This is a genomic window from Rhizobium skierniewicense Ch11 (assembly GCF_023757665.1).
Lineage (GTDB): Bacteria > Pseudomonadota > Alphaproteobacteria > Rhizobiales > Rhizobiaceae > Agrobacterium > Agrobacterium skierniewicense.
Genome location: NZ_RXPG01000029.1, coordinates 181,101 through 203,455 on the forward strand (window position 1 = coordinate 181,101; position 22,355 = coordinate 203,455).

The 22,355-nt window shown below is 59.0% G+C and carries 24 protein-coding genes; 5 read left to right on the forward strand and 19 right to left on the reverse strand.

Annotated features, from left to right (window positions below; translation table 11 throughout):
• Positions 1–5: 5 nt before the first annotated feature.
• Complete coding sequence (locus EKM04_RS19280; RefSeq protein ID WP_183896722.1) at positions 6–866, reverse strand: LOG family protein; 861 nt, start codon at positions 864–866, stop codon at positions 6–8.
• Between the two features lie 139 nt (positions 867–1,005).
• Here EKM04_RS19280 and dapD point away from each other — a divergent pair, with 139 nt between their 5' ends.
• From dapD to EKM04_RS19295, 3 genes are read left to right on the forward strand one after another with little or no spacing between them, the layout of a single operon-like run.
• Positions 1,006–1,860, forward strand: coding sequence for a 2,3,4,5-tetrahydropyridine-2,6-dicarboxylate N-succinyltransferase (gene dapD / locus EKM04_RS19285; RefSeq protein ID WP_183896723.1), 855 nt, complete (start codon positions 1,006–1,008; stop codon positions 1,858–1,860).
• Positions 1,861–1,877: 17 nt separating this feature from the next.
• Positions 1,878–3,071 (forward strand): succinyl-diaminopimelate desuccinylase, encoded by a 1,194-nt coding sequence (gene dapE / locus EKM04_RS19290; RefSeq protein WP_183896724.1) that lies wholly within the window; start codon positions 1,878–1,880, stop codon positions 3,069–3,071.
• 31 nt (positions 3,072–3,102) lie between these two features.
• Complete coding sequence (locus EKM04_RS19295; RefSeq protein WP_234910962.1) at positions 3,103–3,654, forward strand: hypothetical protein; 552 nt, start codon at positions 3,103–3,105, stop codon at positions 3,652–3,654.
• A 17-nt stretch (positions 3,655–3,671) separates the two neighbouring features.
• On the opposite strand, the gene truA is transcribed toward EKM04_RS19295, so the two are convergent.
• From truA to def, 3 genes are read right to left on the reverse strand one after another with little or no spacing between them, the layout of a single operon-like run.
• Complete coding sequence (gene truA / locus EKM04_RS19300; RefSeq protein ID WP_183896726.1) at positions 3,672–4,478, reverse strand: tRNA pseudouridine(38-40) synthase TruA; 807 nt, start codon at positions 4,476–4,478, stop codon at positions 3,672–3,674.
• Positions 4,478–5,413, reverse strand: a complete 936-nt coding sequence (fmt, locus tag EKM04_RS19305) for a methionyl-tRNA formyltransferase (RefSeq protein ID WP_183896727.1) — start codon at positions 5,411–5,413, stop codon at positions 4,478–4,480. Before fmt ends, truA begins: the two co-directional genes overlap by 1 nt.
• Positions 5,414–5,465: 52 nt before the next feature.
• Positions 5,466–5,978 (reverse strand): peptide deformylase, encoded by a 513-nt coding sequence (gene def, locus EKM04_RS19310; protein ID WP_045230237.1) that lies wholly within the window; start codon positions 5,976–5,978, stop codon positions 5,466–5,468.
• A 150-nt stretch (positions 5,979–6,128) separates the two neighbouring features.
• On the opposite strand from def, the gene EKM04_RS19315 reads away from it, so the two are divergent.
• Both EKM04_RS19315 and EKM04_RS19320 read left to right on the forward strand, forming a co-directional pair.
• Positions 6,129–7,325 carry a DNA recombination protein RmuC gene (locus tag EKM04_RS19315; protein WP_183896728.1) on the forward strand — a complete coding sequence of 399 codons (1,197 nt, stop codon included), beginning with the start codon at positions 6,129–6,131 and terminating at the stop codon, positions 7,323–7,325.
• Between the two features lie 61 nt (positions 7,326–7,386).
• Entirely contained in the window at positions 7,387–8,295 is a 909-nt protein-coding gene (locus tag EKM04_RS19320; protein ID WP_174151795.1) for a ribokinase, read from the forward strand.
• A 268-nt stretch (positions 8,296–8,563) separates the two neighbouring features.
• Here EKM04_RS19320 and trmB read toward each other — a convergent pair whose 3' ends face one another.
• From trmB to trpS, 15 genes are all read right to left on the reverse strand, one after another.
• The gene (gene trmB, locus EKM04_RS19325; protein WP_183896811.1) at positions 8,564–9,262 is read right to left on the reverse strand and encodes a tRNA (guanosine(46)-N7)-methyltransferase TrmB; all 699 of its coding nucleotides are present in this window, start codon (positions 9,260–9,262) and stop codon (positions 8,564–8,566) included.
• Positions 9,263–9,370: 108 nt separating this feature from the next.
• On the reverse strand, positions 9,371–10,636 hold the full coding sequence (metK, locus tag EKM04_RS19330) for a methionine adenosyltransferase (RefSeq protein WP_183896729.1): 1,266 nt from the start codon (positions 10,634–10,636) through the stop codon (positions 9,371–9,373).
• 169 nt (positions 10,637–10,805) lie between these two features.
• Positions 10,806–11,225: a helix-turn-helix domain-containing protein gene (locus tag EKM04_RS19335; RefSeq protein ID WP_174151793.1), complete on the reverse strand. Its 420-nt coding sequence runs from the start codon at positions 11,223–11,225 to the stop codon at positions 10,806–10,808.
• 146 nt (positions 11,226–11,371) lie between these two features.
• Positions 11,372–12,961 (reverse strand): apolipoprotein N-acyltransferase, encoded by a 1,590-nt coding sequence (lnt, locus tag EKM04_RS19340; RefSeq protein WP_183896730.1) that lies wholly within the window; start codon positions 12,959–12,961, stop codon positions 11,372–11,374.
• A 193-nt stretch (positions 12,962–13,154) separates the two neighbouring features.
• On the reverse strand, positions 13,155–14,288 hold the full coding sequence (locus tag EKM04_RS19345; RefSeq protein WP_174151936.1) for a hemolysin family protein: 1,134 nt from the start codon (positions 14,286–14,288) through the stop codon (positions 13,155–13,157).
• Positions 14,289–14,305: 17 nt separating this feature from the next.
• Positions 14,306–14,812, reverse strand: coding sequence for an rRNA maturation RNase YbeY (gene ybeY, locus EKM04_RS19350; RefSeq protein ID WP_174151791.1), 507 nt, complete (start codon positions 14,810–14,812; stop codon positions 14,306–14,308).
• Positions 14,813–14,820: 8 nt separating this feature from the next.
• The gene (locus tag EKM04_RS19355) at positions 14,821–15,876 is read right to left on the reverse strand and encodes a PhoH family protein (protein WP_174151790.1); all 1,056 of its coding nucleotides are present in this window, start codon (positions 15,874–15,876) and stop codon (positions 14,821–14,823) included.
• 46 nt (positions 15,877–15,922) lie between these two features.
• Positions 15,923–17,320, reverse strand: coding sequence for a tRNA (N6-isopentenyl adenosine(37)-C2)-methylthiotransferase MiaB (miaB, locus tag EKM04_RS19360; protein WP_183896731.1), 1,398 nt, complete (start codon positions 17,318–17,320; stop codon positions 15,923–15,925).
• A gap of 100 nt (positions 17,321–17,420) precedes the next feature.
• The gene (gene olsA, locus EKM04_RS19365; RefSeq protein ID WP_183896732.1) at positions 17,421–18,221 is read right to left on the reverse strand and encodes a lyso-ornithine lipid O-acyltransferase; all 801 of its coding nucleotides are present in this window, start codon (positions 18,219–18,221) and stop codon (positions 17,421–17,423) included.
• Positions 18,222–18,251: 30 nt separating this feature from the next.
• Positions 18,252–18,680 (reverse strand): Fur family transcriptional regulator, encoded by a 429-nt coding sequence (locus EKM04_RS19370; RefSeq protein ID WP_174151787.1) that lies wholly within the window; start codon positions 18,678–18,680, stop codon positions 18,252–18,254.
• A 66-nt stretch (positions 18,681–18,746) separates the two neighbouring features.
• Positions 18,747–19,241, reverse strand: coding sequence for a GNAT family N-acetyltransferase (locus EKM04_RS19375; RefSeq protein WP_183896733.1), 495 nt, complete (start codon positions 19,239–19,241; stop codon positions 18,747–18,749).
• Positions 19,242–19,280: 39 nt separating this feature from the next.
• Entirely contained in the window at positions 19,281–19,949 is a 669-nt protein-coding gene (gene tsaB / locus EKM04_RS19380) for a tRNA (adenosine(37)-N6)-threonylcarbamoyltransferase complex dimerization subunit type 1 TsaB (RefSeq protein ID WP_183896734.1), read from the reverse strand.
• Between the two features lie 18 nt (positions 19,950–19,967).
• Positions 19,968–20,531 (reverse strand): NifU family protein, encoded by a 564-nt coding sequence (locus tag EKM04_RS19385; RefSeq protein WP_174151784.1) that lies wholly within the window; start codon positions 20,529–20,531, stop codon positions 19,968–19,970.
• Positions 20,532–20,675: 144 nt separating this feature from the next.
• Positions 20,676–21,167, reverse strand: a complete 492-nt coding sequence (locus EKM04_RS19390; protein WP_174151783.1) for a universal stress protein — start codon at positions 21,165–21,167, stop codon at positions 20,676–20,678.
• 112 nt (positions 21,168–21,279) lie between these two features.
• A complete protein-coding gene (gene trpS, locus EKM04_RS19395; RefSeq protein WP_183896735.1) occupies positions 21,280–22,344 on the reverse strand; it encodes a tryptophan--tRNA ligase in 1,065 nt (354 codons plus the stop codon).
• Positions 22,345–22,355 lie beyond the last annotated feature (11 nt).

Genomic DNA, 22,355 nt, shown 5'->3' on the forward strand with positions numbered 1-22,355 from the left:
CCTGCTCAAAGCTCATAGAAATCCGCGACGATCTTCCAGGCATCGTCGGCGGTTTCGGTAAAGTGCAGCAGCTCCATATCATCTGGCGCAATCGTGCCAAAATCGGCCAGCGCTTCGAAATTGATGATGGATCGCCAGAAGGCTTCCCCGAACAGGATGAGCGGGATGGGTGCCATGCGCTTGGTCTGGATCAACGTCAGCGTTTCAAACAGCTCGTCCATGGTGCCGAAGCCGCCAGGAAAGACCACGACGGCCTTCGCACGCATCAGAAAGTGCATCTTGCGGATCGCGAAATAGTGGAAGTTGAAGCTGAGTTCCGGCGTGACATGCGGGTTGGGTGCCTGCTCGTGCGGCAACAGGATGTTGAGGCCAATCGATGGGGCACCGGCTTCCGATGCACCGCGATTGCCCGCCTCCATCACACCGGGTCCACCACCCGTCATCACGACATATTCACGGTGATCGTGCTTTTGCGATTCGCCTGCGCAAAGTTTCGCAAACTTGCGGGCCTCGTCGTAATAAACCGATGCGGCTTCCAGGTTCTTTCTCTGTGTTTCATTGCGGGCCGCCCAGGCCTCACCGCCCGGTTCGGGAATGCGCGCACCGCCAAACAGCACGACGGTCGACTTGATGCCCCGCTCTGTCAGGATCATCTCCGGCTTCATCAGCTCCAGCTGCAACCGGATGGGCCGCAATTCTTCCCGGCACAGAAAATCGGTATCGGCATAGGCCAGACGGTAGGATGGCGATGCCGATTGCGGGGTCTTGGGCAAGCCTTCGGCCTGGCGCTTGTCATCCGAACTGGATTTCAACGGATCCCAGACGCCATCCTTGCGATGCAACTTGCCATTTTTCAGTTTTGCCATTGTCCATGCCTTTCGTCTGCCCGCGCCAAATCACATTGACGCCCTTGAAACACTCGCTTAGAGCAATTGACCATGTCCGGCCAGCGGTGCGGATATTTCCCTGTATGTGACGATAGTCAGCGAAGTTTAAGGAATTCTCATGAGCATCCCCGATCTCGGCTCCCTTGAAACAATCATCGAAGCCGCATTCGATAATCGCGATAGCGTCAACATATCGACCAAAGGCGAGGTTCGCGAGGCCGTCGAGACCGCGCTGAACCTGCTCGATGGCGGACAGGTGCGCGTTGCCGAGAAGCAGGCCGATGGCAACTGGACCGTGAACCAATGGCTGAAGAAGGCTGTGCTTTTATCCTTCCGCCTGAACGACATGGACATCGTCACCGGTGGCCCTGGCGAATCCACATGGTGGGACAAGGTCCCCTCCAAATTCGAGAACTGGGGTGAGAACCAGTTCCGCGCCGCAGGCTTCCGCGCCGTGCCGAATGCCGTCGTGCGCCGCTCGGCTTACGTTGCCAGGAACGTCGTCTTGATGCCGTCCTTCGTCAATCTCGGCGCCTATGTCGATGAAGGCACCATGGTCGATACCTGGGCAACCGTCGGCTCCTGCGCGCAGATTGGCAAGAACGTCCATCTCTCCGGCGGCGTTGGCATCGGCGGTGTTCTGGAGCCGCTTCAGGCGGGTCCGACCATCATCGAAGACAATTGCTTCATCGGCGCACGCTCCGAAGTCGTTGAAGGCTGCATCATCCGCGAAGGTGCGGTTCTTGGCATGGGCGTCTTCATCGGTAAATCCACCAAGATCGTGGACCGCGCCACCGGCTCGATCACCTATGGCGAAGTCCCGCCTTACTCCGTCGTCGTGGCCGGTACCATGCCAGGCAAGCCCTTCCCGAATGGTGAGATGGGCCCGAGCCTCTATTGCGCCGTCATCGTCAAGACGGTCGACGAGAAGACCCGCTCCAAGACCGGCATCAACGAGTTGCTGCGCGACTGACAAGAGTAGACTGACCCATGAATGCCACCGATCCCGTCGCCAATCTTGCCGCTCTCATCCGTTGCCCGTCGGTGACACCAGCAGAAGGCGGCGCGCTGACACTTCTCGATACCCTGCTGACGCCGCTCGGCTTTGCGGTCGAGCGTGTGATGGCGACGGAAGAGGGAACGCCTGACGTCGAAAACCTCTACGCCCGGCTTGGCACTGACGGTCCGCATCTGATGTTTGCGGGTCATACCGATGTCGTGCCAGTGGGCGACGAAGCATCATGGAGCCATCCACCATTTTCCGCCGAGATTTCAGGCGGAGAGATGTTCGGACGCGGTGCCGTCGATATGAAGGGCGGTATCGCCTGTTTCGTCGCGGCCATCGCCCGCCATATCGAAAAGCATGGAAAGCCCGAGGGTTCGGTCTCCTTCCTCATCACCGGCGATGAAGAAGGTCCATCGATCAACGGCACCTCAAAACTTCTCGAATGGGCCGCCGCCAAGGGCGAAACATGGGACGCCTGCGTGGTGGGCGAACCCACCAACCCGGACAAACTCGGCGACATGATCAAGATCGGTCGTCGCGGTTCGCTGTCGGGCCGCATCACGGTCCATGGCGTTCAGGGTCACGCCGCCTATCCGCATCTGGCCGACAATCCGCTTCGCGGCATGTTGCAACTGACCCATGCGCTGATGGATCCGCCTTTTGACACCGGTACCGATACCTTCCAGCCGTCCAATCTCGAAGTGACGACCATCGACACCGGCAATGCTGCGACCAATGTCATCCCGGCCAGGGTGACCGCTGCCTTCAACATCCGTTTCAACGACACATGGACGGCAGAGACGCTGCGCGCCGAGATCATCCGCCGTCTGGACGAGGCCGCAGCCGATGGCGCGCTGCGCCCGGATCGTTCGCCGGTCAGATACGACATCGTCTGGGCCGATCGTCCCGCCCATGTTTTCCTAACCCGCAACAACGCGTTGATTTCGTCGCTGTCCGGTGCGGTGGCAGACGTCACCGGCCAAGAGCCGAAACTATCGACCACCGGCGGCACATCGGATGCCCGTTTCATCAAGGACTATTGCCCGGTGGTGGAATTCGGCCTCGTTGGCCAGACCATGCACATGGTGGACGAGCGCGTGGCCGTCGCAGACCTGGAAACGCTGACCCGCATCTACGAGGTCTTCATCGAACGCTGGTTCAGCCATGCCGTCGTATAACGAGATAACCCTATACGTCAGGGGCCTCTGGTTGCTGCTTCTGGGCGACCCTGCAGGCGGCCGATTGCTGGACCTGACAGATCGCGGCATGACGCGGTCGTTTTATGCGGCGCTGTGGTGCCTGCCGTCCATGGCGCTGTCCTGGTACTGGTGGCATGAGGCCTATGTTTCCGTCTTGCCGGAAGGTGTCGGCACCGGTGCCATCTTCTTCGTTCGCCTGGCGATGGTCGAAGCCATCTGCTGGATGGCGCCGCTGATCCTCATCGGTTTTCTCTTGATGGCATTCGGCGCGCGACAGAAATTTCCAGCCCTCGTCGTTGTCGCCAACTGGTTGTCGCTGCCGTTTTCCTATGCCTACGCGACGCTGATCCTGATCGCGCTGCTGGCGCCGTCTTTACAGGGGCTGATCGCCATCCTGTGGTTTTCGCTGCTGCTGACCCTGGTATTCTGCTTTTCCCGGATCGTGAAATTCTTCGTGCGGGAACAGCCTCTGCTCGTCGCGGCGCTGGTGATGACGCTCCTCATTCCCGGCATGATCCTGTCGGAACTGCTGCAACGCTTTTTAGGCGTCTATCCGAGCTGAGGCTTGCGCAGGCGGTTTTATGACGAATCGTCACCGTCATCCATTTTCTCCGTTCCCGGCCTGCGTGGCTGTATCACATCGGGATAATCGACCTGCATGAAATAAAGACCTTCGGGCGGTGCCACCGGGCCGCAGGCCTTGCGGTCACGCGCTTCAAGAGCATGTTTCACGTCATCCGGGGTGGTTGCCCCCTCTCCCGCCAATTTCAGCGTACCCGCAAAAGAGCGGATCTGGTTGTGCAGGAAGCTCTGTGCCGTGGCCCTTATCTCGATCAGGTCGCCATCGCGCGTTATATCCAGCCGGTCGAGCGTTCGCACCGGGCTCTTGGCCTGGCAGTGGACGGAGCGGAAGGTCGTGAAATCATGTCGCCCCACCAGCACCTGGGCCGCCGCATGCATGGCGTCATGATCAAGGTCCTTGGAGACCCACCATGCCCGCTTGTGCTCCAGCGTCAGCCGCGATTTGCGGGCAATGATGCGGTAGAGATAATGGCGGCGAAGGGCGGAAAAACGCGCGTCGAAATCCTCGGTCACGGCTTTGACATCCAGAACCGACACCGCCTCGCCTGCCATGGCCAGATGCGCGTTCAACGCGTTGCGCAGCTTGTAGGGTTGCCAGTCCCGAGACAGATCGACATGCGCGACCTGTCCCCTGGCGTGAACGCCGGAATCGGTGCGGCCCGCACCACGAAAACTGACGGTTTCCCTGGTCAGCGACAGGACAGCCGCTTCCAGTGCCAGTTGCACGGACGGTCCGTTGTTTTGCCGCTGCCAGCCATAATAGGGAGACCCGTCATATTCGATGGTCATGCGGAAGCGTGGCATCAGCCGAGCCTCGTTCCGACGGACACCGGTGTGCCGCGCAGAAAATCCTGGGCCAGCATCGGTTTGCCGCCGGCCTTTTGCAGACGCACCAGCCGCACGGCGCCGTTGCCGCAGGCAATGGTCAGATCATTGTCCAGAACAGAACCCGCTTCGCCCATGCCACTGGCCATTTCCGTTTCCAGAACCTTCACGCGCTCGACTTTTCCGCCGATGTCCATTTCGAACCAGGCACCCGGAAAGGGCGACAGGCCGCGAATGTGGTTGTGCACATCCTGGCTTGCCCAGGAAAAATTGATACGGGTCTCGGCCTTGTCGATCTTGGCGGCATAGACGACGCCGTCTTGCGCCTGCGGCGTCAACGGCAGATCGCCATCTTCCAGCTTCAACATCGCCTCGCGCATCAGCCGCGCCCCCGCCAGCATCAGGCTGTCGTGCAATTCGCCAGCCGTCATATTGGGGCCAATGGCAATTTTTGCCGTCAGCGCCACGGGGCCGGTGTCCAGCCCCTTTTCCATCTGCATCACCATCATGCCGGTTTCGGTATCACCGGCCATGATCGCACGTTGAATGGGAGCGGCACCGCGCCAGCGCGGCAACAAGGAGGCATGACCGTTGTAGCAGCCAAGGCGGGTACCGTTGAGGATAGCTTCCGGCAACAACAGGCCGTAAGCGACGACGACGGCCACATCTGCGTTGAAGGACTTGAATTCCGCCCTATCCTCTTCGGCCTTGAAATTGAGCGGCGTCAGAACCGGGATGCCGAGCAGTTCGGCCGCCTGATGCACGGGTGACTTCTGAAGATCCAGCCCGCGACGCCCGCCCGGACGGGGTGGCTGCGTGTAGACGGCCGATATCTCGTGGCCCGCATCGACCAGCGCGCGAAGCGTGGGAACGGAAAACTCGGGCGTTCCCATGAAGATGATGCGCAGTGCCATGTTCGCCCCCTGCCCTGCCGGCCGATCCGCCAACCCATAGACACGGGGTAGATCAGATTTTAGCGCGGGCCGCCTTGGTGAATTTCTTGATGACCATATCCCGTTTCAGGCGAGAAATGTGGTCGATGAACAGAACACCGTTCAAATGGTCCATTTCGTGTTGCAGACAGGTGGCGAGCAAACCATCGGCCTCCACCGTCTGCTTTTTGCCATCGCGGTCGATATAGCCAACCGTCAGCGAAGCTGGACGTTCCACCTCGGCATAATAATCGGGAATGGACAGACAGCCCTCTTCATAGGCCGACACATCGTCCGACACTTTGAGAATTTCCGGGTTGATGAACACAACCGGATTGCGGTCTTCGTCTTCGCGCGAGATGTCGATGACCAGCATACGGCGCGGCACACCAATCTGGATCGCGGCAAGGCCAATGCCCGGCGCATCATACATCGTGTCCAGCATGTCATCGGCCAGACGCGTGATCTCGGCATCCACCTGTTCGATGGGCTTGGATTGCTGGCGAAGCAGTGGATCAGGCAAAATAATAAGAGGTTTGATCGTCATGGCTTCCCCATAACGCATCTCATCTTTGGAGGAAACAAAAAATAAAGGCCAATATTAGCGACCGCATCGGCAACAAACCGGACTCATTTACGCCCGATAAATGTTCTTGTTTTGATCTGACGAATCACACGAAATCTGTTAGATTTGGATATGAACATCGATTTCAATGCGCTTGGTACGACAGCCTTCATGCTCGGCAGCCTTCCCATCTCGGTCGGCGCTGTGCTCGGTTTTTTGATTGCAGGGTGCTTCATCGCCGCAGCCTTCATCTGGCGAAAACCGGCTGTTGTCGATCAGTCGCGCGAGGAAATCACCGAGCTTTTGAGAACCCAATCGGAACTGCATGGCCGTATCGCCGCCATGACAGAGAGCCTCAGCGCCCGCCAGAACGAAATGAGCCAGACGCTGAACGACCGGCTGGACGGCATGTCACAGCGCATCGGCACCACCTTGACGGAGCAGACCCGCTCGACCCACGAAAACCTCAGCAAATTGCAGGAACGCCTTGCCGTGATCGATGCGGCCCAGGGCAATATTCAGGATCTGGCCAAGGATGTGATCGGCTTGCAGGCCATCCTCAACAACAAACAGACACGCGGCGCCTTTGGACAGGCGCGGATGGAGGCACTGATTGCCGACGCCCTGCCCTCCGGTGCCTATAGTTTGCAGCCGACACTTTCGAACGGCTTTCGTCCCGATTGCACCATCCGAATGCCGAACAATGCGCCGCCTCTGGTCATCGATGCGAAGTTTCCGCTGGAAGCCTGGAATGCGCTGAAGGCGGATGACGCGCCGGAAGCGAAACGGGCCGCCACCCAGCAGTTCCGACGGGACATGGAAGTGCATATTCGCGATGTCGCAGACAAATATCTCATCTCCGGCGAAACCCAGGACACCGCCTTCATCTTCGTTCCCTCGGAATCCATCTTCGCCGATATCCACCAGCATTTCGAAAATCTGGTGCAGCGCGCGCAACGTTCCCGCGTCGTCATCGTCTCGCCTTCGCTGCTGATGCTGTCCGTTCAGGTCATTCAGTCTGTTCTCAAGGACCAGCGTATGCGCGAACAGGCGCATCTCATTCAAGGCGAGGTCGCCATGCTGATGGACGATGTGCGGCGTCTGGACGAGCGGACCCGAAAATTGCAGGCGCATTTCGGGCTGGTCCAAAAGGACGTGGACATGATGCTGACCTCGTCCGACAAGGTGCTGGCGCGCGGTATCAAGATCGAAAGCCTCGATTTTGCTCCGTCGCAAAAGGAAATCGCTCATCTGGAAGCCGAGCAGTTGCGCCGGGTGTCGGACGGACGCGCCGGTGCGGCCAAGCTGAGGGTGGTTGACGACGAGTGATCCACTCGGCACAGTCGATGCCTGTTTCGCTTTTGTTTTCGCCCCTTATGGAATGACCCGCATGATCACAGTTTTCGGCTCCATCAACATGGACCTCGTTGCCATTTCCGACCGCCTGCCGAAGCCGGGTGAAACCGTGACCGGCAAGACCTTTTCGACCGCCGCCGGTGGTAAGGGCGCCAATCAGGCGCTGGCGGCGCGCCGCGCGGGCGCAACAGTGAAGATGGCGGGCGCCGTCGGCGATGATGCCTTCTCAGCCCCGGCCCTCACCCTGCTTCGTGATGCGCGGGCGGATCTCTCGCTTGTCAAGACTGTCGCCGTACCCACCGGAACCGCCGTCATCCTGATCGGCGAGGGCGGTGAGAACATGATTTCAGTCATCCCCGCCGCCAATGGCGAGGTATCGGAAGCCGATGCAGACCGTGCGGTTTCCGAGATGGCGGAAGGCGATATTCTGATGTTGCAGTTCGAGGTACCAAGCGACGCCATCGAGGCGGCGCTCGAAGCGGCCAAGGCAAGGCGCGTGACAACCATCATCAACACCGCCCCGCTGACGTCTGACGCGCAGCGGCTGTCGCGGTTGGCGGATGTCGTCATTTCCAATGAGACCGAGTTCGAATTGCTGATCGGCAAGGACCGGCTGTCGGCTGATGAGCGGGAAAAGGAACTCGCTGCCCTTCATGACAAGACCGGCCAGACCCTGATCGTCACGCTGGGTGCCGAAGGCGTCGTCGCCATCCGCAAGGGCAAGCTCGTCAAGGCCAAGGGCCTGAAGATCGAGCCCGTCGATACGGTCGGTGCGGGTGATACGTTCTGCGGCTATCTGGCGGCCAGCCTTGATGCCGGTCTCGATTTCGAAGCAGCACTCCGTCGTGCAGCCGTTGCCGGTTCGCTGGCCTGTACGCGGTCCGGCGCACAGCCGTCTATCCCAGTCGCATCCGAGGTGGATGCTAGAGCGCTTCATTGTTAAATGGAAGCAGTTCTGTTGGTTCAAACGGGATCATCCGGTTGTTCGGACGGCGCGTGCCGTAGCCATAGCATACGGCCAAGCCGTCCGAGCAATCGCAGGGTCCCGTTTCAACCAACCCGAAGGGCCGGGCATCTTTGCGCCAGGATCAAAGGCGATCGGCTCGACCGTACCTTAGGGTATGCCCTTCGCCAATCGCCTTTGCCCTGACGAAAACCTGCTCCGGCAGAACGCTCCCATTTAACAATGAAGCGCTCTAAAATCTAAAAACTCAGGTTCGGATGAAGGTGAGATAGGCGGAGCTGCGACCCTCGCGCTTCGCCTTGTTCTCGTAACGCGTGCCCGGCCAGGTATCGAAGGGCGTGTTCCAGTCGGCGGATGTCTGTGCCGTCCATTCAAAGCCGCCATGCGCCGCGCAATGCTGAAGCGTCCAGTTGATGTAGGTGTCGATATCCGAGGCGAAGCAGAACTTGGCACCCGGTTTCAGGACCCGGTGAAACCGGGCCAGATTGACATCCGACACGAAGCGACGCTTCCAGTGCTTCTTTTTCGGCCACGGATCGGGATAGAGGAGATCGATATGATCGATCGACGCATCCGGCAGCCAGTCCAGCAATTGCGTGGCGTCGTCATCATAAAGACGGATGTTCATCAGCTCACGTTCGCGCACGCTGCCCAAAAGCTTCGCCATGGAATTGACGAAGGGCTCGACGCCGATGAAGCCGGTGGCTGGGTTTTCGGATGCGCGGTGGATTAGGTGCTCTCCACCACCAAAGCCGATTTCGAGGCGAATGGACTTCACGTCGGCTGGAAAGAGTGCCGCGAGGTTTTTCGGCGGCTGAGTGTCGAGGTCCACCTTCAGCAACGGCAAAAGGTTTTCGATCGTATCGACCTGCTGGTTGCGCAGTGGCTTGCCCTTGCGCCGACCAAAAAACGCTTCCGTTGCGCGCGAACGCCGCTCTTCCGTCATTTCTACACTCTCGCACATGTGGATAACCCGCACCGCGCCTGTTTATTGCGCTGTGCGGGTTTCAAACTTTTCAGACCGTATCTCTCAATCGGCGATGATTGACAAGCCTTATGCGGCTTTCAGTGCATCCTTGAGCGGCTTGACCAGATCCAGCTTCTCCCAGGAGAACGAGCCGTCACGCCCAGCCTTGCGACCGAAATGGCCGTAGGACGATGTCTTGGCATAGATCGGCTTGTTGAGGTCGAGATGACGGCGAATGCCCGATGGCGAGAGGTCGATGACCTTGCGGATCGCGGATTCGACCTCATCTTCGCCCATTGTCCCTGTCTGGTGGAAATCGACATAGACCGACAAGGGCTGCGCAACGCCGATGGCGTAGGAGAGCTGGATCGTGCAGCGCTCTGCCAACCCTGCGGCAACGACATTCTTGGCGATGTAGCGGGCCGCGTAAGCAGCGGAACGGTCGACCTTCGTCGTGTCCTTGCCGGAGAATGCACCGCCGCCGTGCGGGGCTGCCCCGCCGTAGGTGTCCACGATAATCTTGCGGCCCGTCAGGCCAGCGTCACCATCAGGACCACCGATCACGAACTTGCCGGTCGGGTTGATGTACCACTGGCAATCGTCGGCTATCTTCAACTCACCAAGCGCTTCGCGGATATAGGGCTCCACGACGGAGCGGACCTTCTTGGAGTCCCAGCTGGCATCCAGATGCTGCGTTGAAAGCACGATGGAGACGGCTTCGGATGCCTTGCCATCAACGTAACGCACGGTCACCTGGCTCTTGGCATCGGGACCGAGCTTGGCGGCTTCGCCTTCGCCGCTTTTGCGGGCGGTGGCCAGAAGCTGGAGAATGCGGTGTGAATAATAGATCGGAGCCGGCATCAGGTCCGGCGTTTCCTTGCAGGCGTAACCGAACATGATGCCCTGGTCGCCAGCACCTTCGTCGCCCTGCTTGTCGGAGGCGTTATCGACGCCCTGTGCAATGTCGGCAGACTGTGGGTGAAGCAGCACGTCGATCCTGGCCGTCTTCCAGTGGAAACCGTCCTGCTCGTAGCCGATGTCGCGGATGGCCTTGCGGGCGGCGGCCTTGAACTTGGCAGGGTTGATGACGGGATGGCCGCTCGCATCCTTGAACACTGAACCGTCCTTGGCCTTCTTCAAAAGCGTGTCGGGAACCCGTACTTCGCCAGCGATAACCACGCGATTCGTTGTTGCAAGCGTCTCGCAGGCGATGCGCACCGTCCAGGGATCGACCCCGGTCTTGGCGGCTTCGCGGTAGATCAGATCAACGATTTCATCGGAAATGCGGTCACAAACCTTGTCAGGGTGACCTTCAGCAACGGACTCGCTGGTGAATAGGTAATTGGCACGCATGCGGGATTCCCCTCAAAAAAATGGTCATCGTTGTTAGTCACATTGCTCGAAAAAAACAAGGACACAACGACATAAATATATCTTTATATCGGAATTCCTAAATCATCCTTACGCAACAAAAAACGGCCCCGAAGGACCGTTTGTCGCTTCTCGAAACTGTTTCGATCGTTTATTCCGCGTCGCCTTCGGCGGCGAGCGCCTTGACCAGATCGACGATCCGACGGCGAACCTTGGGATCGTTGATCTTCACGAATGCGCGGTTGAGCTGCAAACCTTCGGAAGAGGACAGGAAGTCAACGACATAGTTGGAGCTGTTGGCTTCCGCCATGCCGGTGACGCTGACACCTTGGTCGCCTGGCGCATCTTCAAAGAAGAAGGAGACGGGGACGTTCAGGATGCTGGAGATGTTCTGCAAGCGGCTGGCACCGACGCGGTTCGTCCCTTTTTCGTACTTCTGGATCTGCTGGAAGGTGATGCCAAGGCTTTCGCCCAGCTTCTCCTGGCTCATCCCCAGCATCGTACGGCGGAGGCGAATTCGGCTCCCGACATGAATGTCAATCGGGTTCGGCTTTTTCTTGTTTTCTGTCATGTTGTTGTCCTGACATTCAAAAAAATCTGCGGGGTTAACGATCACACAGCCTTGCGGTCCTGAACCACAGGATTGTCATTATTAGCAACATATCATGTGCGTTGTGTAACCTAACACAAGCACTATGCAATTTTAGGGGTTTTTGGTCAATTCTTACGATCAAACAAACCGAGCCGCGCAATTATCGCGATAACGAGTAACGTGAAAAAGAACAACCAAAAGTGAAGTTGTCTCATATCTGTGGTGATTGCGCCAGTAGCGGCACGACCTAAAGTAGAATCGATTATTCCTTTTTGACCGTAGTCCAGACCTGCGACAATTTGTCCCATGGGGTTTATGAAGGCCGAAATGCCGGTATTGGCTGCGCGAATCACAGGGATGCCGGTCTCGACGGCACGGATTCTGGCCTGCTGAAGATGCTGATAGGGACCGGGCGTGTTGCCGAACCAGCCGTCGTTGGTCACGTTGACGATCGCTGCGGATGTCGCGATATCATCAGGCACGTCGCCAGGGAAGATGATTTCGTAGCAGATGAAAGAATGAAGCTTCTTGCCCGAGGGAAGCGTAATCGGGTTTCTGGTCACGGCAGGCGAAAAACCGCCCGGCAGGCTGATGAGATTGTTGATCCCGATCTTGCGCAGCACGTCCTCGAACGGCACGTATTCCCCGAACGGGACGAGATGGACCTTGTCGGTCGCACCGATGATCTGGCCTTCGCTGTCGATGGCATAGACGGAGTTGTAATAGCGTGGTGCGAGCCCCGTCCCAGCATCTTCCATTCGCACGGCACCCGTCAACAGGATCTGGCCGTCTTCCAGCGTCTTGGCGATTTCGGCCAAGGCGTCGGGGTTTTGCGTCAGGATAAAGGGAACGGATGTTTCCGGCCAGACGATGATATCGGGCCGCTTGTGGCCCGGCGATGGCGGCAAGGAAGATAGGCGCAAATGCGCGTTGAAGATTTCCGTCCGATCGGTGTTGAGCATCTTCACCGACTGGTCGATCCCCGGCTGGACGATCCTGACCGTCAGGTCGTCGGTGACAGGCGGCGGTGGCTGGTTCAGGCGGTAAGCGCCATAGCCCAGGTGCAACGCCATCATGGTGGCTGCAATCGACAGTCCTGGGAGAAGTCCTTTTTTCGTGCCCAGCAATGCTGGACTGGAAAACACAAAGACTGCCAACATCGACATGCCGAAAATACCGATGAGATTGGACGTCTGCATCATGATCGGGATCGGCATGATGCCATAGCCGACGGCATTCCACGGAAAACCGGTCAAAATGAAGCTGCGCAGCCATTCCATCAGCCCGAACGCGGCGGCCAGCGCTGCGATGCGGCCCCAGCCATCGGACCACAACAGGTTGGCCAGCATGGTGGCCACGCCGTAGAAAATGGCAAGGCAGGCGGGCAGTCCGAAAATGGCGAGGGGTAACGCCCAGGCGAATTCGTCGGCTTCCAGCAACAAGGCATTGCCGAGCCACCAGAGACCGGCCACGAAATACCCGAAACCGAACAGCCAGCCGACGATGAAGGTTTTCCAGCCACGCGACCAGCCACCGCCCTCGGGATGACCGGTGGTGCCGTCGATCAGCCAGACGAGCAGCGTGAAGGATACGAAAAGGGCGGCAAAAAAACCGATGGGCGGCAGGGCGAGCGCACCGAATGCGCCCGCAAGAACTGCGACGCAGATCCGGCCAAAACCACTGCCCAACATGATCTTGCCCGCCAGTCGTTCCATGCAGTTTCCACCTTATAAAGAGGTACCGTCTAACACTCATGACCGGGGAAACGACACCGTGTGCCCAACGGGACTTACTGCAAAAGACGCCGCGCGTCCACTGCGCTCGATGCAGATGCGCAAGGCCTGAAACAACGAAGACCGCAGGTGATTTGCCCTGCGGTCTTCGTCGTTTCAAATGGCCGTGATCCGCTTAGACCGGCGCGTTATCCGCACGGCTCGGAGATGGCAGCGCCAGCACCACCTGGCTCGCCGCATCGGCGGGTGCCTGGTCGTCCTCGCCCTCGGAAGACTGGTTGCGCACGATGCGGACACCCTTGATGCGTCGGGAATCGGCGTCGAGAATATGGAACTCGAAACCCGGGACGGCACGAACCACTTCGCCCTTGACCGGAATGCGGCCCAGCGCAAAGAAGATCAGTCCGCCCAGCGTATCGATTTCCTCTATATGTTCGCGAACATCGAAATCATGCCCGATGACATCGGCAAGCTCGGTCAATTCGGCGCGCGCATCGGCTATCAGAACATCATCCGACAGGCGCGAGAACATCGTCTCGTCCTTGTCATGCTCGTCGTCAATGTCGCCCACCACCATTTCAACGATGTCTTCGTGGCTGACGAGGCCATCCGTCCCGCCATATTCGTCGATGACGAGAGCAAGCTGCGTGCGCTGTGCCTGCATGGTCTTCAACAGGGTCGACGCGAGCATGGATGACGGCACGAAGAGGATTTTGCGGACGAGACCGGCATCTGCAAGCGTCTGCTCCAGATCGACGCGAGCCAGATCAAAATTCGCCCGTGGGGATTTTGCCGCCCGCGTTCCCTCGACCGCCGCAGCGCGCGAGCCGGCGCGACGCTTGTTGCGGGCCTGCTTGCCAATGAAGGCCAGCAGGTCGCGGATGTGGATCATGCCTTTGGGGTTGTCCAGCGTCTCGTCATAAACCGGCATGCGCGAGCGGCCCGTCTCTTCAAAGAGAATCATCGCTTCGCCGACCGTCATATCCTGATCCAGCCCGTCGATATCGACACGCGGAATCATGATGTCTTCGACGTGAACTTCGCGGAACCGCAGGATATTGTTGAGCATCGCCCGCTCTTCGGGCGTGAAGGCTGCACCGATTTCGGTGTCCGTCATCAGCGCGTCGGTAATGTCTTCCCGGAGACGCTCGCCTTGCGACGGCTTCAAGAGCCGCGAGATTCGAGACCAGAGGGATGCCCTGGGTTTAAAATGATACTCGGATCGTGAGGGACTACTGCCTTCCTCCGATGAGGATTGTTCCCCGGTATCTTTGCCCTCGAGGGGCGGTCGTGCCGAATGTTCGTTCATGGTCCCAGACTGTTTAATCAAAGCGGTTCCTGTCCCGCATAGGGATCAGATAGACCAAGCTTGGCCAAAATGCGAGTCTCAAGCTCTTCCATTTCTTCGGCATCCTCGGCGTCGATGTGATCGTAACCGAAAAGATGCAGAAATCCATGCACCAGAAGATGGGTCAGATGATCATCGAAACTCTTCTCGAGATCAAGCGCTTCACGCTCCACGGTTTCACGCGCGATGACGATATCACCCAGCATCGGCCCCGGCATGCCGCCGGGCTCCAGCGGATAGGCCGGGAAGGACAGCACATTCGTTGGCTTGTCCTTTTCGCGCCACTCCGCATTGATTTCCCGGATCGACGCGTCGTCGGTAAAGACCAGCGACAGCTCTGTGGTATCCTTGGGAAACGGCTGCTGTTCTTCCGCTTTCAAAAAATCGACAGCCGGGTCCAGGACCCGGCTGACAAAGGCGAACAGCTCGTCTTCCGATGGCCAGGCCTCAGCCTCGACGCTGATCTGTATATCCAGTGCGGTCATGTCTTGCGTCAAATGCCTCTTGGCAGGCTCTCGTCCGGTACCGCCGTCTGGGCTTCATAGGCGCGGACGATCCGTGCGACCATCGGGTGGCGAACGACGTCCACGTCCTTGAAGCGCACCACGGACACGCCTTCGACATCCGTGAGGATTTGCAACGCGTCCACAAGGCCGGACTTCATGCCGCGCGGCAAATCCACCTGGCTCGGGTCGCCCGTCACGATCATGCGGCCGTTTTCACCCAGACGCGTCAAAAACATCTTCATCTGCATCGTCGTGGTGTTCTGCGCTTCGTCGAGAATGACGACCGAATTGGCCAGCGTGCGTCCGCGCATGAAGGCCAGCGGCGCGATTTCGATGACGCCCGCCTGAATGGCACGCTCCACCTTGTCACCGGGCATCATGTCGTAAAGGGCGTCGTAAAGTGGACGCAGGTAAGGATCGACCTTCTCCTTCATGTCGCCGGGCAAGAAGCCCAGGCGCTCACCGGCTTCGACCGCCGGACGTGACAGGATGATCCGATCCACGACACCGCGCTCCAGCAATTGCGCCGCGTGCGCCACAGCCAGATAGGTCTTGCCGGTACCGGCCGGTCCAACGCCGAAGACGAGCTCCGACTGTTCCAGCGCCCGCATATAGACATCCTGCGTCGGCGTGCGGGCAGCGATTGTCTTCTTGCGGGTGGAGATCTGCGCCATGGAGACCTTGGCCTTGCGCTCCATGGTTGGCAAGATCAGCTGGTCGTCGGCTGCCATGGCCATCCGAATGGCCCCTTCCACGTCAGACACCTCGACCGTCCCGCCTTTTTGCAGGCGCTCGTAAAGGGTGTCGAGTGCGCGGCGCGCCTGATTGGTGGCGACGAGTTCACCGGTGATGGCAACGGAGTTGCCGCGAGGGCGCGCGTCAATCTTCAGACGCTGTTCCAGCAATTTGAGGTTCTGATCGAACTGACCGAATAGCTCTCCGGCTATCCTGTTATTCTCGAACGTGAGGACGAAGTGATTGGCGTCGGTCGCGGCTGGGCGTGGCTGGCGCGATGAGGGTGATACCAATTCGTGTGCGTTCAAGCGGTCAGGCTCCCGTCCTAATCAGTGTCGGTTCCTCACTCTAGCTTTATGCCACCTCGGCAAACAAGCTGTTTGGACCCGTTGCGGTGATTCGTACATGAATAATGTCGCCGATTTTCATGTCATTTGCATCAAGATTCACAGATTGCAGCCAAGGAGATCGTCCAATCAACTGGCCGGGCATCCGACCCGGCTTTTCCAGCAGCACATCCATGGTCTTGCCGACCAGCGATCCGGCAAATTCGTGCTGCTGTTTCAGCAGGAGAGCCTGTAGTCGCTCCAGCCTTTCGGCCTTCACGTCTTCGGGTACCTGATCGGTCAGATCCGCTCCCGGCGTGCCGGGACGTGTCGAATATTTGAACGAAAAGGCCTGCGCGTATTTCACCTCTTCCACCAGCGCCAGCGTATCGTCGAAATCACGATCCGTCTCGCCGGGGAAACCAACAATAAAGTCTCCGGACATGGCAATATCAGGGCGGGCACTGCGAATTTTTTCGATCAGCCTAATATACTCCTCGCCGGTGTGTCGGCGGTTCATGGCCTTGAGGATCCGGTCGGAGCCGGATTGCACCGGAAGGTGAAGATAAGGCATCAAAACGCGCAGATCGCGATGCGCCTCGATGAGCCGGTCGTCCATGTCGCGCGGGTGGCTGGTCGTATAACGCAGGCGGGCGATACCGGGGATCTCGGCCAACCGGTAGAGCAATTCGGCAAGGCCCCATTGCTCGCCCTTCGGTCCCGTCGAGCGCCACGCATTGACGTTCTGGCCCAGCAGCGTGATTTCGCGCACACCGGACTGCGCCAGCCGCGTCGCTTCATCGACAATCTGCTGTACGGGCCGCGAAACTTCCGAACCACGCGTGTAGGGCACCACGCAGAAGGTACAGAACTTGTCGCAGCCTTCCTGAACCGTCAGAAAAGCGGTGACGCCACGCGCCCGGATCTTCGCAGTTTCGGCGACCGGCAGGTGCTCGAACTTGTCTTCGACGGCATATTCGGTCTCGATCACGCGCTCGCCGCCGCGCACCCGCCGCAGCGCTTCGGGCAGACGATGGTAAGTCTGTGGGCCGATCACCACGTCGACTGCCGGCGCACGGCGCAGAATTTCCTCGCCCTCGGCCTGGGCCACGCAACCGGCAACGCCGATCACGAATTCGCGACCCTGCTCTTCGCGGGACTTCTTCATATCCCGCAGGCGTCCAAGCGCGGAGTAGACCTTCTCGGCGGCCTTTTCCCTGATATGACAGGTGTTGAGCAGAACCAGATCCGCCTCACCCATATCCTCGGTCGGCACATAGCCGTCCTTGGCCAGCGCGTCGCTCATGCGCACGCTGTCATAGACATTCATCTGACAGCCATAGGTCTTGATAAAGACCTTGCGGCTGTTTGCACCTTCGCGAAGAGCAGTCGGGGCGGCCTCGAGGCCGATCGTTTCCTGGGTCATGGCCGTTATCTAATGATTTTAAGCGCCACATTAAACAGAAAAATGCGCGATCGCGAACGTCTGAGCGAAAACCGGATCGCAGCATCGGAAAATCCCGGTCTCAACGTGGCTTTCGCCAGCCGCCGCGCAAGCTGAAGCCCAGCATCGCACGAAGAGACATCGTCGCTTGAACGCTCAATGCCTTTCGATTATCCCCACGACGAAAGGGGATCGTCTCGCCAAAGGACACATCGACATCGATGGCCCCGGCTTTCAACAGGCCAAGCAGCGACGGCACCAGCCCGACCGTTCCCGGCCAGGCCGCGACCGGGCGGTGGTAGCGACCCATCGCCATGCCGTAAATGCCGGTATAGGCGATCGTGACCGGCTGGACATGTACCAGCTCCCCCGGCACCTGCTCGGCCGCACTCGACGCTGCGCCGAAGAGGGAGGATTTGACGGGCAAAATCCGGTTGCCGTCAGAGGTCGTTCCCTCGGGAAAAAGCACGACGATTTCACCGTCCGCCAGACGTTGCGCAATCTCGTTGACCTGCGCGCCCGCGCTTCGTTTCTGCTCCCGCGCAATGAAGATGGTTTTCTGCAATCGCGCCAGAACACCGAAGACCGGCCAGTCGCGCACTTCCGTCTTGGCGATGAACGCCACATCGGCAACGCTGCCCAACACCATGATATCGGTCCATGAGACATGGTTGACCACCAGGAGAAGAGGCTTGGCGGTTTCCAGCCTGTCATGGACATGCACCTTGATGCCCAGCGCGTGGCACGCAATCCGGTGCCAGTATCGTGGCAAGCGGCGTCTGAGCGGGAGATCGAAGCAGAGACCAATCAGTTGCACGGGTAAAAGAACAAGTGTCGCCACCGTCAGGACGACGGTCAGATAGATCACCCGCAACCACATCATCGCTTCATCCGCTTTGTGGCCTTGTCTGCTTCAATTGTCTTCAGGCTTTAGAGGCACACCATAGAGCTCAAGACGGTGATCAACCAGCCTGAAGCCATGTTCACGCGCGATTTTTTCCTGCAAGGCTTCGATCTCGGGCGAATGAAACTCGATCACCACGCCATGCTTGAGGTCGATCAGGTGATCGTGGTGTTCTTCCGGCATCGTTTCGTAGCGCGAGCGGCCATCGCGGAAATCGTGCCGCTCGATGATACCGGCATCCTCAAACAGCTTGACCGTGCGATAGACCGTGGAAATGGAAATGCGCGGATCGACTGCGGAAGACCGGCGATAGAGCTCTTCGACATCGGGATGATCAACGGATTCCTGGATGACGCGGGCAATCACGCGACGCTGGTCGGTCATGCGCATACCGCGCTCGGCACACAGTTCTTCCAGGGTTTTCGAGATATCTATCACGTCGTTTAGGCTTTCAACTGCTTCCGTTGGGTCGCCCTGAGGCGCTGTGCTTGGTCTCTACACGACCTAGCGAAGATCACGCCGCATGACAAGCGCCGTCGACTTCGTGCCATCCTTGGCTGTGTAGTAGGCCTGCCGTTCGGCGACCGTTTCGAAGCCCAGTTTTCTATACAGACCGATGGCACCAGCGTTGCCGCCATCCACCTCCAGAAACATGGTTTCAGCGCCACGCATCATCGCTTCGCGCATGACCGACTGCATCAGCCGCCAGCCCAGACCGGAGCGACCGAACTTGTGGCTAACGGCAAGGGTCAGGATTTCCGCCTCCCCGCCCGCCTCCCGTGACAGCACGAACCCGCCCATCGGTTTGCTGAAGAATGCATTGGTCTGGCGCGCGACAGCACCAAACACACTCGATTGTCCCAGCAGGCCGGCAAATTCTGCGTCACTCCATGGACGCGGAAACCGCTCATGGTGGAGCGTGGCCACATCGGCGCAATCAGCGTGCTCCATGGCAAGAACTTCGAAAAAGGGTTTCCAGCTGAGATAATCGTCAAACATGTCAGGGAATCATCCGCATCAGGGTATGAATTGCCCGTATCAGGCTACCGGGCGACGTTCCAGTGCAAATCCTGTCTGCGGTTTGGCGTCGGGTCCGCGCAGGTAGAGCGGCGCGGGTTTGGGCACGCCCACCGGCTTTGTCGCAGCCACGCGGGCTACGGTCGCAATCGCGAACCGATCCGGCCCTGACCCGGTCTCGCCACCGGCCAAAAGCGGGTGAGCCGAGCCGATGATAGTGCCAGCGAACCCTGAAAGGGCTGCTTTCGCGTCCTCCAGAGACAGCAATGCCGCATCGCTTGAGGGCGCGCCATCTGCCGCGAACGTCTGGAGATAGACCTCACCGCGCTTAGCATCGAGGCCGACCGCAACCGGCAGACCGGGATTTTGAGACAGGTGATGGGCGGCGAGCGTTTCCAGCGTGGTGATGCCCACTGCCTCGACACCCAAAGACAGCGCAAAGCCGCGTGCTGCGGCAACACCGACGCGGATGCCCGTGAAGGAACCGGGCCCAATGGTCACAGCGATCCGCTCTATGGCATCGAGCGTCACGGATGCCTCGTTCAAGGCACCGTCGATGATGCCCATCAGAAGCTCCGCATGGCCCTTGCCGATGTGTTCTGTCACCTCACCCAGCACCGCGTCCGCCGCACTGTCATAAACACAGGCAGAACAATCCACGCCGGATGTATCGATGGAGAGAATCAGCATGAGGAAAGCTGCCCTTGATCAGACAGCCTCGACCTCTTGCACTTCAGGAACGAAGTGGCGCAGCAGGTTCTGAACGCCGTGCTTCAACGTCGCCGTAGAAGACGGGCAACCCGAACAGGCGCCCTTCATGTTGAGGAACACCGTACCGTCGCGAAAACCGCGGAAGGTGATATCGCCGCCATCCTGCGCAACGGCGGGACGCACACGCGTTTCCAGAAGTTCCTTGATGGTGGCGACGATTGTTTCGTCACCAGCCTCGAAGAACTCTTCTTCCTCATCCGATATCTCAGCCGAGACCGCCGTTCCCATCAACGGGCGCCCGGACATGAAGTGCTCCATGATCGAACCGAGAATCGCAGGCTTGAGGTGCTGCCATTCGGCGCCGTCCTTGCTCACGGTGATGAAATCGAAACCGTAATAGACGCCGGTGACGCCCGGAATTTCAAAAAGCACAGAGGCCAGCGGCGAGGCCTGCGCTTGCGCGGCGTTCAGGAATTCCGCCGTCCCGCTTTCCAGAACGACCTTGCCCGGAAGAAATTTCAGGGTGGCCGGGTTCGGTGTGGATTCCGTCTGAATGAACATAGTGATCTCCCTCGGGACGAGCACGAGCCATCCCGGAATTTAGAATACTTCCAAAGTATGCCGGACGAAGCCTGACTTCAAGTCCTGACATGATAAACCCATTCAAGAAATAAGCATATCCTGTTCAAGCCGATATCGTCGGCCTCAGCACAGCGCGTCGATTTCCTCGTCGGTCAAGCTATCCGGCAGAACCGTCACCGGAATGGGAAACGCCGTACCGCGTCCGGCGATGGACGACACCAGCGGGCCGGGACCTTCCTTGGTGGAACCGGCTGCCAGAACGAGAATGGCGATATCGCGGTCTTCCTCGATCAGCCCGTGAATCTGCTCGGCGGCATTGCCTTCGCGGATCACCATTTCCGGCTCCGACCCCACATTTTCACGCACCTTTTGTGCGACCTTCGCCAGCGATGCCTCCGCTTCCTCACGCGCTTCGGCACGCATGATCTGCTCGACACCCAGCCATTGCTGGAAATCGCCGTCCGGGATCACATAGAGAAGCACGAGCGCGCCATTGGAATTCTTTGCGCGGCGACCGGCATAATGAACGGCCCTTTCGCATTCGGGCGTCCCATCGATGACCACCAGAAACTTACGGCGGTGTCCTTCGAGACGCGAAAGCCGTTTCGATACCATTGCGTTCTCCTGTCTTCGCCGTCATAGCCAAAGCCGCCCGACGGCTCGGGCGGACTTTATATCAAATTCCAGGATTAAAACATGCTCTTGCGCGCAGGAAAATCTCGTCGCCTCAGCGCAGGAAACCGATGATGTCGCGCACCTCGTTCATGGTCTTTTCGGCGATTGCGCGTGCTCGCTCGCCACCCTGTTTCAGGATCGCGTCGATATGGCTGACATCATCCAGCAGGCGGCGCATCTCGCTATTGATGGGAGCGAGAACATTGACCGCGAGATCGACGAGTGCGGGCTTGAAGGCCGAGAACTGCTGGCCGCCGAATTCCGCCAGCACGTCCGCCTTGGTCTTGTCCGACAGAGCCGCATAGATGCCGACCAGATTTTCGGCTTCCGCGCGGCCTTTCAATCCCTCGATTTCACCTGGCAGCGCGTCCGGGTCGGTCTTGGCCTTCTTGATCTTGCGCGACAGCGTGTCGACATCGTCCATCAGGTTGATGCGCGACAGATCGGAAGGGTCGGATTTCGACATCTTCTTGGTGCCGTCCTTCAACGACATGACACGCGGCGCAGGGCCGCCGATCAACGGTTCCACCATCGGGAAGTAGGCGTGAACCGGTTCATTGCCGACGGTGATGTCAATGCCGAGACCGGCATTGCGAATATTGTCGCTGAAATCGATGTTGAACTTCTGGGCGATGTCGCGCGCCAGTTCCAGATGCTGCTTCTGGTCGTCGCCAACCGGAACATGGGTCGCACGATAGACCAGTATGTCGGCGGCCATGAGGCTTGGATAGGCCAGCAGTCCCAGCGAGACCTGCTCGGCATTCTTGCCGGACTTGTCCTTGAACTGCGTCATGCGCTCCATCCAGCCGATGCGCGCCACGCAGTTGAACACCCAGGCCAGCTCCGCATGTTGCGGCACGGCTGACTGGTTGAAGACGATATGCTTGACCGGATCGATGCCCGCCGCGATGAAGGCCGCCGCAATCGAGCGCGTCTGCGCCTTCAGATCAGCATGGACCAGCTGGGCGGTAATGGCGTGCATGTCCACGACGCAATAGATGCAGTCATTGTTGTCCTGCAAAGCGACGAACTTGCGGATGGCACCAAGATAGTTGCCCAGATGGAGGTTTCCGGTGGGCTGGACGCCCGAGAAAACCAGCGGCTTGAATGTATCCATGATCATCCTCG

Excerpts from the sequence above, each read along its gene's own strand:
- EKM04_RS19335 (WP_174151793.1), bottom strand. The coding sequence starts at position 11,225 with ATGACAGAAAACAAGAAAAAGCCGAACCCGATTGACATTCATGTCGGG.
- EKM04_RS19320 (WP_174151795.1), top strand. The coding sequence starts at position 7,387 with ATGATCACAGTTTTCGGCTCCATCAACATGGACCTCGTTGCCATTTCC.
- trmB (WP_183896811.1), bottom strand. The coding sequence starts at position 9,262 with ATGACGGAAGAGCGGCGTTCGCGCGCAACGGAAGCGTTTTTTGGTCGG.
- EKM04_RS19345 (WP_174151936.1), bottom strand. The coding sequence starts at position 14,288 with ATGAACGAACATTCGGCACGACCGCCCCTCGAGGGCAAAGATACCGGG.
- dapD (WP_183896723.1), top strand. The coding sequence starts at position 1,006 with ATGAGCATCCCCGATCTCGGCTCCCTTGAAACAATCATCGAAGCCGCA.
- tsaB (WP_183896734.1), bottom strand. The coding sequence starts at position 19,949 with ATGCTGATTCTCTCCATCGATACATCCGGCGTGGATTGTTCTGCCTGT.
- EKM04_RS19315 (WP_183896728.1), top strand. The coding sequence starts at position 6,129 with ATGAACATCGATTTCAATGCGCTTGGTACGACAGCCTTCATGCTCGGC.
- miaB (WP_183896731.1), bottom strand. The coding sequence starts at position 17,320 with ATGACCCAGGAAACGATCGGCCTCGAGGCCGCCCCGACTGCTCTTCGC.
- dapE (WP_183896724.1), top strand. The coding sequence starts at position 1,878 with ATGAATGCCACCGATCCCGTCGCCAATCTTGCCGCTCTCATCCGTTGC.
- EKM04_RS19385 (WP_174151784.1), bottom strand. The coding sequence starts at position 20,531 with ATGTTCATTCAGACGGAATCCACACCGAACCCGGCCACCCTGAAATTT.
- EKM04_RS19280 (WP_183896722.1), bottom strand. The coding sequence starts at position 866 with ATGGCAAAACTGAAAAATGGCAAGTTGCATCGCAAGGATGGCGTCTGG.
- metK (WP_183896729.1), bottom strand. The coding sequence starts at position 10,636 with ATGCGTGCCAATTACCTATTCACCAGCGAGTCCGTTGCTGAAGGTCAC.
- trpS (WP_183896735.1), bottom strand. The coding sequence starts at position 22,344 with ATGGATACATTCAAGCCGCTGGTTTTCTCGGGCGTCCAGCCCACCGGA.
- EKM04_RS19390 (WP_174151783.1), bottom strand. The coding sequence starts at position 21,167 with ATGGTATCGAAACGGCTTTCGCGTCTCGAAGGACACCGCCGTAAGTTT.
- def (WP_045230237.1), bottom strand. The coding sequence starts at position 5,978 with ATGACGATCAAACCTCTTATTATTTTGCCTGATCCACTGCTTCGCCAG.
- truA (WP_183896726.1), bottom strand. The coding sequence starts at position 4,478 with ATGCCACGCTTCCGCATGACCATCGAATATGACGGGTCTCCCTATTAT.
- fmt (WP_183896727.1), bottom strand. The coding sequence starts at position 5,413 with ATGGCACTGCGCATCATCTTCATGGGAACGCCCGAGTTTTCCGTTCCC.
- olsA (WP_183896732.1), bottom strand. The coding sequence starts at position 18,221 with ATGATGTGGTTGCGGGTGATCTATCTGACCGTCGTCCTGACGGTGGCG.
- lnt (WP_183896730.1), bottom strand. The coding sequence starts at position 12,961 with ATGGAACGACTGGCGGGCAAGATCATGTTGGGCAGTGGTTTTGGCCGG.
- ybeY (WP_174151791.1), bottom strand. The coding sequence starts at position 14,812 with ATGACCGCACTGGATATACAGATCAGCGTCGAGGCTGAGGCCTGGCCA.
- EKM04_RS19375 (WP_183896733.1), bottom strand. The coding sequence starts at position 19,241 with ATGTTTGACGATTATCTCAGCTGGAAACCCTTTTTCGAAGTTCTTGCC.